We start from the raw sequence: 11,495 nt of genomic DNA on the forward strand, positions 1-11,495 counted from the left end.
GCGATTCGAACCCGCAGGTCGCTCGCCCACCACGCCAGGCGGCCCTTCATGGGATCACCTCGGCATTTCCCAGCGCGGCGCCCCGGACCTCTCGGCCGATGGCCCGAGCGGTGGCGAGATTCACCATCGGACGAACGCGCCGGATCGGCCCGGCGGGAATCGAGCCCGGGCGCTCGCCGGCAATGATGCGCCGCGTCATTTCGGCGAGGTGCGCGCCCAGCCAGTCGAGATCGGGGGCCGCGGCGACCAGCGCGCCGGCGGACACCAGCGGCGGAGCGAACGAGAGCAGCGGTACGCGATGGGCCAGCGATTGCGCCAGCTCGAGGCGGAAGACCTCGGGAGTGGCGACGTCCGGATCGGGAGCCAGCCAGATCGCGTCGTTGTGCGAAGCCAGATCGCGCACGCGCGGCCCGAGCTGATCCAGCCCGTCCACGGTCGCGACGTTGAGCTCGAGCCCGAGCCGGGCCGCGGCCTGGTACGCGTCACGGGTCCAGTCGGAGGCCAGCGGACCGACCACGACGCCCACGCTCCGGACGTCCGGAGCCAGCGAACGCAGCACGTTGAGCTCGAGCGCCGGCGGTACCTCGGCGCTGACCCCCGTGATCCGAGCGCCGACGAGCCCGTGCCGTTCGGGCGCCGGCACCAGCGCGTAGACCAGCGGAGTGTGGGGAACGGCGTCGCGGGCGAGGAGCGCCGCCTTGAGGCCGATCGCCACCACCACTTCGGGCTTCGCCCACTTGAGGGACTCGGCGGCGGCGTCCATGGACAGCCCGGCGAGCGACAGCACCTGAACCGGCCGGCGGCGAAACACGGCACGAAAGGCGCGCTCCGATTGGACGCAGACCGGCAGGTCGCTCGAGCGGAGCACCACCACGCCCGAGGCCCAAGCGCTCGCCGGAAGCAGGAGCAGCAGCGGCGCGGCCAATGACCCAAACCGCCGCAGCCCAAGCGACATCGCGCCTCGCACCGGCATCGAGCGACCTCCCGCGGACCGTGATCCCCGCCCGGTACGCGCGTGCCGGGAGGGCTCCATTCCCTGATTTTTCGGCCATTTGTGAGGCTGACTTGACCCGGTGAAGCGCGGGAAGACCCCCGGGGCGGGGCGGGAGCGAGGGAGCGACGACTCGGCTAAGATCGCGCCCCATGTCGCGCGCTCCAGACCCGCGCCGGCGCCTGCCGGCCATCGAGTCCCTGCTCCACGAGCCCGCCCTCGCGGAAGCTCTGCGCGAGCTGCCGCGCGCGCTGGTCGTGGAGGCGGTGCGGGCCGAGGTGGCCAGCGCCCGGCGCGGCCTTCGCGCTCGCCAGGCCGCCGCGCCGAGTCCTGCGGCGCTGGCCGGCCTTGCCGCCGAACGGGCGCGACGCGAGGGGCGGCCGCCCCTGCGGCGGGTGCTCAACGCCACCGGGATCGTGCTTCATACCAATCTCGGCCGCGCGCCGTTGGCGGCGCCGGCGAGCCGTGCGATCCACGAGGTCGCGTCCGGGTACTGCAATCTCGAGTACGACCTGGTGACCGGCCGGAGGGGGCAGCGCGGCATTGCGGTCCAGGAATGGATCGGGCGCCTGACCGGGGCCGAGGCCGCGGTGGTGGTGAACAACGGCGCCGCCGCGATCCTGCTCGCGCTGTCGGCGCTGGCGCGAGGTCGCGGCGTGATCGTTTCCCGGGGCGAGCTGGTCGAGATCGGCGGCTCGTTCCGCGTGCCCGAGATCATGGAGCAGAGCGGCGCGCGGCTCATCGAGGTCGGCACCACCAATCGCACGCACCTGCGCGACTACCAGCGCGCGCTCGAGCGTCACGATGACGTCGCTGCAGTGCTGCGCGTCCATCCCAGCAATTTTCGCGTGCGCGGCTTCACCGCGCGCCCCGAGCTCCCCGAGCTGGCCGCGCTCGCTCACCGCCGGCGCCTGCCCTTGATCGAGGATCTGGGCAGCGGCGCGCTGCTCGATCTCGCCACCGTCGGCCTCGAGCACGAGCCGACCGCGGCCGAAAGCCTCGCCGCCGGCGCCGACGTCGTCACCTTCTCGGGCGACAAGCTGCTGGGCGGCGCCCAGGCCGGGCTGCTGATCGGCCGGCGGCGCTACGTCGAGCGAGCAGCCGCGGCGCCGCTGGCCCGCGCCCTGCGTCCCGACAAGCTGGCGCTCGCCGCACTCGCCGCGACGCTCCCGCTCTACGCCGATCCCGAGCGCGCGGTGCGCGAGATTCCGGCGCTGGCCATGCTGCGCGCGGGGGAGCCCGAGCTGCGCGCTCGCGCCGAGCGGCTCGCCGCGCTGCTGAAGGCCGCGCTCCCGGCGGCCGAACTGAAGCTCGCGCGCGGCGAGGGCGAGGTCGGGGGGGGCTCGCTTCCCGGCGCGCGGCTCACCGACTGGCTGGTCGAGGTCGCGCTGCCCGGGATGAGCGCCCGGGAACTCGAGGGACGAGTGCGCGCGGGCGAACCGCCGCTGCTCGGCACGATCCGGGCCGGCCGATTCCGGCTCGACGTTCGCACCCTGTTCGATGCCGACCTCGAAGTGGTCGCCGGAGCAGTCGCGCGCGCCGTCCGCTGACGGCTCGGGCCGGTCTCGGTACCCGGGTCGGCCGCTCAATTTTCGTTTGCCGTCGCGAGCTTTGGCCGGTACTTTCACCGGTCAAGGCAGTCTAGGGATGCTCCAAATGCGGCCATAGCCGCCTCCTCGCAGGGAAGCGAAGGGCTCACCCGGGGTTGGCGCCGCCGTGGCCCCGCTTCTTGGCGGGCGCCGAACCAGAGGGGACACGGATGTTTCTGCACAGACTGGAGCTCCAGGGCTTCAAGTCGTTCGTCGACAAGACCGAGGTGCTGTTCGGCGACGGCATTACCGGCGTCATCGGCCCGAACGGCTGCGGCAAGACCAACGTCTCCGACGCCATCCGCTGGGTGATGGGCGAACAGAGCGCCAAGCAGCTGCGCGGCGACTCGATGGAGGACGTGATCTTCAACGGCTGCCCCACCCGCAAGCCGCTCGGCATGGCCGAGGTCCACCTCACCTTCAAGAACGACCGCGGCATTCTCCCCACCGAATTCTCTGAAGTCACGGTCTCTCGCCGGGTGTTTCGCTCCGGCATGTCGGAGTACTTCCTCAACAAGACGCCCTGCCGGCTGCGCGACATTCGCGATCTGTTCTTCGACACCGGCATGGGCAGCCACGCCTACTCGGTGATCGAGCGGTCGATGGTGGATCACATCCTCTCCGACAACACCGGCCATCGCCGTTTCCTGTTCGAGGAGGCCTCGGGCATCACCAAGTACAAGTCACGCAAGAAGGAGGCGCTGGCGAAGCTCGACGCCACCGAAACCGATCTCACCCGCCTCAGCGACATCGTGTTCGAGATCGAGCGCGAGCTGCGCTCGCTGGCACGGCAGGTGGGCAAGGCCCGCAAGCACCAGCGACTGCGCGACGAGATCCGCGACCTCGATCTGCTGCTCACCGCCGACAGCATCGAGAGCCTGCGCGCGAAGGAGACCGAGGCGCGCGAACAGTGGCAGGAGGAAGCGGTGCGGCGCGAGGGCGTCACCACCGGGCTCGACGCGCTCGAGGCGCGGCTCAACGATCTCAAGCTGTCGCTGCTCGAGCTGGAGCGCGAGCTGTCGACCGCGCAGGGTGGTCTGCGTGATCGCGAGGACGCGCGCACCCGGGCCGAGCATCAGGTGGTGTTGCTGCGCGAGCGCGCCGATGGCCTGACGAGGCGCGCCAGCGAAGCCGGCAACGAGAGCGCCCGCCTGGGTGAGCGGCTCGCGGAAACCGTGGAGAGGGAGCGAGAGGCCGAGGCCCGCCGCGCCGCGCTCGGCGAGGACCGCGAGCGGGCGCAGACCGCGAGCGAGGACGCGGAGCGGTCGCTGCAGGCGGTCGAGGCCGAGCTGCGCGAGCGCCGCTCGGTCGCCATCGAGCAGAAACAACTTTCGCTCGACCTGTTCTCAATCGAGGCCGAGAAACGCGGCGCCTCCGAGCGCGCGCGTGAGCGGCAGTCATCGCTGAACGAGCGCCGCGAGGCCACCGAGCGCCGGCGGTTCGAGCTCGAGACCCGGCTCGAACAGTTGGAACACGCGATGACGAGCGCCCGCGAACGCCGCGCCGGGCTGGAAGTCGAGCTCGACGAGGCCGAACGCGCTCTGAACGGCGTGGAAGGGCGCCTCACCGAGCTCGCGGAGCGCGAGCGCTTGGGGCTCGAGCTGGTGGCGAAGCTGCGCCAGGATTCGGCGGCGGTCGAGTCGAGGCTCCACACCCTGCTCGAGCTGAAGCGCGAGTTCGAGGGCGTGTCGGAGGGAGTCAAGGCGCTGCTCGGCGGTGGCGAACGGCCGGCCGGGCTGATCGGCGTGGTCGCCGACGTGCTCGAGGTACCCGCCCGCTACCTCGACGCGCTCGAGGCCTCGCTGGGCGAGGCGGCGGCATTCGTGCTTTGCGAGGATCGGGCGGCGGTGGATGGGGCGCTCGACCGCCTGCGGGCGCTGGCTGCCGGCCGCGCCACCCTGGTGGACCTGAGCGCGATCGCCGCCTCGCATCCGGCCGCCGCGCCCGAAGCCGACGGCGTGCTCGGCCGCGCCTCGGATCTGGTGCGCTGCACGGCGCGCTTCCGCCCGCTGGTCGAGCGCCTGCTGGGCTCGGTGATGGTGGTCCAGGATCGCGCGGTGGCGGCCGAGCTGGCGCTGCGATCCGAGAGCGGCCTGCGCTTCGTGAGCCTCGACGGCGAGGTCTGGGAGCGCGGCCGGGTGCGCGCGGGAGCGCGCGCCGAGGGCGGGCTGCTCCATCGCGAGCAGCAGATCCGTGAGCTGAGCGGCCAGATGGCCGAGCTGGGGCTGGCGCTCGAAGCGGCGGCGCGCGAGGGCGAGGCGCTGCAGGGCGAGCGACGTGACCGGCTGGCCGATCGCGGCATGGCCGAATCGGAGCGCGACGCGCGGCGAAGCGCGCTCGATCGCCTCGATCGCGACTACGAGGCTGCGGAGCGCGAGCGCCGCTGGGCCGAGAGCGAGCGCGACGATCGAGCGCGCGAGGTGGCGACGTTCGTCGCCGAGCTCGAGACGCTGGCGCGCACGCTGGCAGAGGCCGAGCGCGATCTTGCCGAGTACCAGCAGCAGATGGATCGCGCTCGCTCGCAACTGAGCGACCTCGACGGCGATGTGCGTCAACTCGAGAGGCGTCGCGACCAGGCGGCCGCGGTCGCGACCGGTCACCGCGAGGCGCTGCTGCGCCTGGCTCGGGAAGAGGGCGAATGGCAGGCGACCTGGGCGCGCTGTGAACAGACGCGGCGCGAGCTCGAGGCCACGATCGAGGGCCGGCGGACCGAAGAGCGCTCGGCGCTCCAGACCGTGGCCGAGATCGAGGCCGAGGTGAGCGGCCTGAACTCCGGGCTCACCGGCCTGCTCGAGTCCGAAGCCGGACAGCGCGACCGCGTGGTCGAGCTGCAAACGCGCTTCAACACGCTCAAGGAGGAGGCCCGCGCGCTCGAAGACCAGGCACGTCAGCGACGGTTCGAGCAGACCGAGCTCTCCGAGCTGCTCCACCAGATCGAGCTCGGCCGCCTGCAGGCACACTCCGAGCTGGAGCTGACCTTCGAGCGCCTGCGCACCGAATATCAGCTGAACCCCGCCGAATGGCAGCCGCCGTTGAAGCCCGAGGGCTGGAACCCGGAGGAGGCGGCCCGGAAGCTCGACGAGTCGCGCGAGCGCTTCCGCACGCTGGGTGCCGTCAATCTGCTGGCGGTCGAGGAATATTCGCGCAAGAAGGAGCGCTACCAGTTCCTCACCCGGCAGCGCGAAGACCTCACCAGTGCCCGGGCGCAGTTGCTTGAGGCGATCGACAAGATCAACGTCACCGCGAGCCAGCTGTTCCGCGACACCTTCGGCCAGGTGCAGATCCACTTCCGCGAGATCTTCACCACCTTGTTCGAGGGAGGCGACGCCGAGCTGCGGATGTCGGGAGAAGATCCCCTCGAGTGCGAGATCGAGATCGCCGCCAAGCCGCGCGGCAAGCACCTCCAGAGCATCAGCCTCATGTCGGGCGGCGAGCGGGCGCTGACTGCGATCGCCCTGCTGTTCGCCATCTACCTGGTGAAGCCGTCGCCTTTCTGTCTGCTCGACGAGGTGGATGCGCCACTCGACGATGCCAACGTCGACCGCTTCCTGCGCATGCTGGATCGGTTCAGCACCCGTACCCAGTTCGTGGTGATCACCCACAACAAGAAGACCATGGAGGCGGCTCGCTGCCTCTACGGTGTGACCATGCAGGAGCTGGGGGTCTCGAAGCTGGTCTCGGTGCGATTCGACGGCGCGGACGCCTCGGTCCGGCGCGAGGCGGAGGAGGCGGAACCCGCCGCGGTTTAGGCAGAGTCCGGATCGCCGATCTCTGCGCCGGGTCGTCGGGGCACCCATTTTGGATGAGTCACGCTGCGGAGTACGCCAGGAGAGCACCGTGCCCCTCGTCCTCTCTGCCCCGCGCCCGACGATCTGAACTCCGCCCGGTTTCCTGCGACTGAGCGATGAACCTCTGGGACCGATTCCGCGAAAGCCTGCGCAAGACGCGCGAGCGCGTCGAGCAGGGTCTGGGCGCGCTGCTCGCGCATCGCGGCCCGGTGGACGCCGCGACCCGGGAGCGACTCGAAGAGACCTTGCTCGCCGCCGACGTCGGTCCGTCGGCCACCGAGCGCCTGATGTCGCTGGCCGAGCGCGAGCTGAAGAGCGCTCCCGATCTCGACCTCCGCCAGGCCCTGGAACGCACCGCGGCCGCGCTGCTGGCCGAGCGCTCGGCGCGTTTCGCGCCTCCGGACCCGCTCGAGGCGGGCGCCCCCGATCCGCCGAAGCCGTGGGTGGCGCTGCTGATCGGCGTCAACGGCGTCGGCAAGACCACCTTCGCCGGCAAGCTCGCGGCCGGATTCGCGCGCGAGGGACGGCGCACGCTGCTGATCGCCGCCGACACCTTTCGCGCCGCCGCCTCGGATCAGCTCGAAGTGTGGGCGAAGCGCGCCGGGGTGGAGTGGGTGCGCGCACGCGACGGCACCGACCCGGCCGCGGTGGTGCACGACGGGCTCAGCGCGGCGAAGGCGCGTGGCTGCGAGGTCGCGCTGGTCGACACCGCCGGACGGTTGCACACCCGCCACAACCTGATGGCCGAGCTGCAGAAGGTCGCGCGCGTCGCGGGCCGGGTGGTGCCGGGCGCGCCGCATCACGTTCTGCTCGTGCTCGACGCAACCGTCGGCCAGAACGGGCTCGCCCAGGCGCGCGAGTTCACGAAGGCGGTCCCGGTCACCAGCCTGGGACTCACGAAGCTGGACGGCACGGCGCGCGGCGGCGCGGTGATCGCGATCGCGGATCAGCTCCGACTGCCGATCAGCGTGGTGGGAATGGGTGAAGGCCTCGAGGACTGGGAGCGCTTCGACCCCGCGGCGTTCGCGCGCGGGCTGTTCGAGTAGCGCACTCCGCGCCGCGCCCGCGGGCCGCGCTCAGCTCTTCGGAGCAACGCTCGCCGGCTTGGGGCTCGCCGGCTTCGATCCGGTCGACTTCGCGCCCGGCGGCTTGCCGCCCGCGGACTTCGAGGCAGCCGGTTTCGCGCCCGTTGCCTTCGCCGGCGAAGCGCTGGCCGCCGCCGCATCCAGCTGCTTCAGACTCTTCTGCCGCTCGGCGGGAAGGATCCTTCCCTGCATGCCCGAGCCGAAGGCGACCAATCGCGCGTCGCCGAGCGAGCGATCCATGGTGTTGAGCTTCTGACTCTCCTGGGAGTGGCCGATCGCCCAGCTTCGACGCCGGATCAGCTTCTCGATGGTCTCTCGCGCGAGCCCGGTGACCGGAATCTTCGGGGTGAGGAACGACACCCGAGTCTCGCGCAGCTCGGTGTACACCGAACTGTCGGCGTGATCGAGGGTCGCGCCCTTTCCTTCGGCGGTGCGCACCCGATCGCACTGGAACAATCCCATCGGCACCGAAACCGTGTCCGGGGACAGGGAGTCGATCTTCACGTCGAGGCCTTCGTAGAGCCAGCCGCGCTTTCGGATGGTGCTGGCGGGACGGCGCACCACTTCCTCGATCAGCTGGCCGTTGTCTTCCGCCCCTTCGACGGTCTTCCGCATGTAGTACTGGGAGCGGATGTTCGGGAAGCTGTCCGAGAACACACCGTAGGACATCAGGGTCGCCACTCCGCGGGTCGGCTTGTCCTTGGGCTCGGTCCAGGTCTCCACCCAGAAGCAGTCTTCGCCCCAGAAGCGCTCCTCGCCGGCGATCAAGATGGTCACGACGTAGTCGTCGCTCTCACCCATCTCGCTGCTCGAGGTGACGTGGTACTTGACCCAGTCGCCGACTCTCATGTGGGGTGCGCGTGAATAGTCGATCAGGCCGATTCCATTGATCAGGTCGACGCCCGAGACCGCGGCGGAGGCGGTCGAGGAAGCGCCCAGGATCGCGGTCAGGATCGCGGCTAGGAAACCGGCACGACGCATGCTCGAGACTCCAGTGAGTGGGATTCCGGATACAGCCGAGGGGCCCGTCGAGGCTGCTCATTATGGCGGAGCTTCGCGCGCCACGGAAGCACGAGGAAGGAGGAAGCGGAATTCTGAACGATTCCCTGACCCCCGAGCCTCCTGCGCCCGGCGCGCCGCCTCGAACTCAAAGGCCTCGCGAGAAACTCGGAGCGCACGGGGCCACGGCGCTGGCCGATGCCGAGCTGCTGGCGCTGGTGCTCGGCTCGGGCAGCGCGGGCCGAAGCGCTCAGAGAATCGGTCGGCGGCTGTCGCGATTCCGGCCCGCCGAGCTTGCGCGCTGGCCGTTCCCCCGCTGGCTGCGCGTCTCCGGGATCGGGCCGGCGCGCGCGGCAGCGCTCACCGCGGCCTTCGAGCTGGGCCGCCGCGCCGTGGAGCGCGAAGCGGCTCAGGCGCCGATTCGTGGGCCCGAGGACGTGCTGGCGCAGGCGCGCGACCTGGCGCGGGCGCGGAAGGAACATTTCGCGGTGCTGCTGCTCAACGCGCGGCACGAGCTTCAAGCGCGCGAGATCGTCTCGATCGGCAGCCTCAACGCTTCGATCGTTCATCCCCGTGAAGTCTTCCTGCCGGCGATCCTGCACTCGGCCGCGAGCGTGGTGCTGGTGCACAACCACCCGAGCGGAGATCCCGAGCCGAGCGAAGAGGATCTCTCCATCACCCGGCGACTGGTCGAGGTCGGGGAGCTGGTCGGCATCCAGGTGCTCGATCATGTCATCGTGGCGCAGCGCGGCGTGGTGAGCCTGCGCTCCCGGCAATTGATGTGATCGAGCTTCGGGGGGGGAAACGACGAGGGCGGCGCTTGCGCGCCGCCCTCGAACGTGAAGCGGTACCCCGAGCGATTAGCTCACGCGGCGAACGCTCGACGCCTGCAGACCCTTCGGTCCGCGCGTGACGTCGAATTCGACCCGCTCACCCTCGGCCAGGGTCTTGAAACCCTCACCCTGAATCGCCGAGAAGTGAACGAACACGTCCTCGCCGCCTTCCTGCGAGATGAAACCAAAACCCTTCGCTTCGTTGAACCACTTCACTGTGCCACTAGCCACTGAAGACTCCTTGAATCTGGGCCCGAAAGCCCATGTAACACCGCCCACACGCGGCGGCCGCGCCCGGTCCACGTGACCGGGTGCTTCGGTGCTCGCAGGTCGGCCGCACAACAAAAACCACCCAAGAAACCCTGGGTGGCGTCGAAGGCTGCTCGCACATCCACTGCAACCGAAGGCGCCAGCATTATCGGCATGAGCGGCCCGGAACGCAAGTCAGGAACCGATCTCCAAGTCCAACCTGTTGTACCGCATTTACTTACCAGGCTGAGAGCGGTTGGGGAGGCGCTGGGGCTCGAAGCTCCGCAGCCCGAATGAGTTCGGCGCATCAAATCCCCGCATCCGGCGAAGCGTGCGGAGTTTCGGCTCCCGCTCGCCGCCAGCCCCGGCCGCACAATCCGAACCCAGACCCGGGAGGAACGCCATGAGCGTTCGCATCGGTGATCTCGCACCCGACTTCGTCGCCTCGTCGACGGAGGGTGAAATCCGCTTTCATGAATGGATGGGAGACCAGTGGGCCGTCCTGTTCTCTCACCCCAAGGATTTCACGCCGGTGTGTACCACCGAGCTCGGTGCGGTCGCGCGGCTCAAACCGGAATTCGAGCGGCGCGGCGTCAAGGTGATCGGGCTCAGCGTGGATGGGGTCCGGGAGCACGAAGGCTGGTCACGCGACATCGAGGAGACGCAGGGCGTGAAGCTCAATTTCCCTCTGATTGCCGATCCCGAGCGCAAGATCGCGCTCGCCTACGACATGATCCATCCCAATGCCAGCGAGAACGTGACGGTGCGTTCGGTGTTCGTGATCGACAGCAGCAAGAAAGTCCGGCTCATGATCACCTATCCGCAGAGCACCGGCAGGAACTTCGCCGAGATCTTGCGCGCCGTCGATTCGCTCAAGCTCACCAGCAATCATCAGGTGTCGACGCCGGCGGACTGGAAGCCGGGTCAGGATGTCATCATCCTGCCGGCGGTTTCCAACGACGAAGCCCGAAAGAAGTATCCGGAAGGCTGGCGCGAACAGCGTCCCTACCTGCGCTACGTACCGGATCCCACCGCAGCCGCCGAAACGCGCTGATTCGGGCGGCGGCACCCTCCTCGACGACTCCGGTCCCCGAGTGGGGTCGGGTCCGGAGCTCGCGTTTCCCGGCGGTCGGCTATTCGATCCCGAAGTGCTGGCAGAGCGCCCGGCGCTTCTCCGGAGACGAGAACAGGTGGGTCTCGAGGCGATTGCGGCTGTGCACCAGCAGCTGCTTCAGCAGCGAAGTCTTCATCACGACTCGAGCGGGATTGCCCATCACCACCGAATCATCGGGAATCGCGCCACGCACCACCGAACCGGCGCCGATCACGCAGTTTCTTCCAATGCTGGTGCCGGGCAGGATCAGGCACTTGAGCCCGAAGAAGGTGTTGTCGCCGACCTTGATCGTGCCGAACAGACCCATGTTGGGATGGTCGGGGAACATCCAGCCCACCGCGTCATGCGTGATGAACTCGGTCCCGGCCGAGATCGCGACGTGATTGCCGATCTCGATCAGATAGGGCTCCGTGGAGAAGTAGGGCGTGTGGACCAGGCAATCCTCGCCGACCTTCACGCCGTCCTGGCGCAGCATGCGGATGCGCAGCCGGTTCGGAAGCAGCATGAAGATCTTCCGGCGGAGATGGATGACGAGCAGCTCGAAATAGATCCTCAAGCCCGATTTTCCATGAGAGGGAGGAAACCTGTCTCAACCGCGGTACGTCTACCACACATCCGGGCCATTCTGAACGTTCGATTGTGCAGCGCAGAATGTTGACGGCCGGATCGTCGCACGGTCGATCTGCTGTCGGTTTTCCGCTAGACGGCCAGGCTGAGCGAGTGCCGTCGGGCATTCGGGATCCGGCTGGTTGGTATCCTCCTCCAGTAGTAGTCGTCCCAGGGGTAAGGCAACCCCACACGCTCCGGGAACAGCCTCGCTTTCAGAATCTCGCGGACACTGAGTGGG

General features: G+C 69.3%; 9 protein-coding genes. 5 read left to right on the forward strand and 4 right to left on the reverse strand.

Annotated features, from left to right (window positions below):
* Nucleotides 1–46: 46 nt before the first annotated feature.
* On the reverse strand, nt 47–973 hold the full coding sequence (locus VMJ70_06850; protein ID HTO90836.1) for an ABC transporter substrate binding protein: 927 nt from the start codon (nt 971–973) through the stop codon (nt 47–49).
* A gap of 170 nt (nt 974–1,143) precedes the next feature.
* Between VMJ70_06850 and selA the strand changes: the two genes are divergently transcribed.
* From selA to ftsY, 3 genes are all read left to right on the forward strand, one after another.
* A complete protein-coding gene (selA, locus tag VMJ70_06855) occupies nt 1,144–2,541 on the forward strand; it encodes an L-seryl-tRNA(Sec) selenium transferase (protein HTO90837.1) in 1,398 nt (465 codons plus the stop codon).
* Nucleotides 2,542–2,750: 209 nt separating this feature from the next.
* Entirely contained in the window at nt 2,751–6,329 is a 3,579-nt protein-coding gene (smc, locus tag VMJ70_06860) for a chromosome segregation protein SMC (protein ID HTO90838.1), read from the forward strand.
* Between the two features lie 155 nt (nt 6,330–6,484).
* Entirely contained in the window at nt 6,485–7,414 is a 930-nt protein-coding gene (ftsY, locus tag VMJ70_06865; GenBank protein ID HTO90839.1) for a signal recognition particle-docking protein FtsY, read from the forward strand.
* 30 nt (nt 7,415–7,444) lie between these two features.
* On the opposite strand, the gene VMJ70_06870 is transcribed toward ftsY, so the two are convergent.
* The gene (locus VMJ70_06870) at nt 7,445–8,434 is read right to left on the reverse strand and encodes a hypothetical protein (GenBank protein HTO90840.1); all 990 of its coding nucleotides are present in this window, start codon (nt 8,432–8,434) and stop codon (nt 7,445–7,447) included.
* A 62-nt stretch (nt 8,435–8,496) separates the two neighbouring features.
* Here VMJ70_06870 and radC point away from each other — a divergent pair, with 62 nt between their 5' ends.
* The gene (radC, locus tag VMJ70_06875; GenBank protein ID HTO90841.1) at nt 8,497–9,237 is read left to right on the forward strand and encodes a DNA repair protein RadC; all 741 of its coding nucleotides are present in this window, start codon (nt 8,497–8,499) and stop codon (nt 9,235–9,237) included.
* Nucleotides 9,238–9,312: 75 nt separating this feature from the next.
* Here radC and VMJ70_06880 read toward each other — a convergent pair whose 3' ends face one another.
* Nucleotides 9,313–9,516, reverse strand: a complete 204-nt coding sequence (locus tag VMJ70_06880) for a cold-shock protein (GenBank protein ID HTO90842.1) — start codon at nt 9,514–9,516, stop codon at nt 9,313–9,315.
* A 421-nt stretch (nt 9,517–9,937) separates the two neighbouring features.
* On the opposite strand from VMJ70_06880, the gene VMJ70_06885 reads away from it, so the two are divergent.
* Nucleotides 9,938–10,588 carry a peroxiredoxin gene (locus tag VMJ70_06885; protein ID HTO90843.1) on the forward strand — a complete coding sequence of 217 codons (651 nt, stop codon included), beginning with the start codon at nt 9,938–9,940 and terminating at the stop codon, nt 10,586–10,588.
* Nucleotides 10,589–10,667: 79 nt separating this feature from the next.
* Here the strand turns inward: VMJ70_06885 and VMJ70_06890 are convergent, their stop codons facing one another.
* Nucleotides 10,668–11,204 (reverse strand): acyltransferase, encoded by a 537-nt coding sequence (locus VMJ70_06890; protein ID HTO90844.1) that lies wholly within the window; start codon nt 11,202–11,204, stop codon nt 10,668–10,670.
* Nucleotides 11,205–11,495: the final 291 nt, after the last annotated feature.

Origin of the sequence: Candidatus Sulfotelmatobacter sp. (assembly GCA_035498555.1) — a bacterium.
Taxonomy (GTDB): domain Bacteria; phylum Eisenbacteria; class RBG-16-71-46; order RBG-16-71-46; family RBG-16-71-46; genus DATKAB01.

Coding starts and splice junctions, on each gene's coding strand:
- VMJ70_06885 (HTO90843.1), top strand. CDS start 9,938: ATGAGCGTTCGCATCGGTGATCTCGCACCCGACTTCGTCGCCTCGTCG.
- VMJ70_06870 (HTO90840.1), bottom strand. CDS start 8,434: ATGCGTCGTGCCGGTTTCCTAGCCGCGATCCTGACCGCGATCCTGGGC.
- ftsY (HTO90839.1), top strand. CDS start 6,485: ATGAACCTCTGGGACCGATTCCGCGAAAGCCTGCGCAAGACGCGCGAG.
- selA (HTO90837.1), top strand. CDS start 1,144: ATGTCGCGCGCTCCAGACCCGCGCCGGCGCCTGCCGGCCATCGAGTCC.
- smc (HTO90838.1), top strand. CDS start 2,751: ATGTTTCTGCACAGACTGGAGCTCCAGGGCTTCAAGTCGTTCGTCGAC.
- radC (HTO90841.1), top strand. CDS start 8,497: ATGGCGGAGCTTCGCGCGCCACGGAAGCACGAGGAAGGAGGAAGCGGA.
- VMJ70_06850 (HTO90836.1), bottom strand. CDS start 973: ATGCCGGTGCGAGGCGCGATGTCGCTTGGGCTGCGGCGGTTTGGGTCA.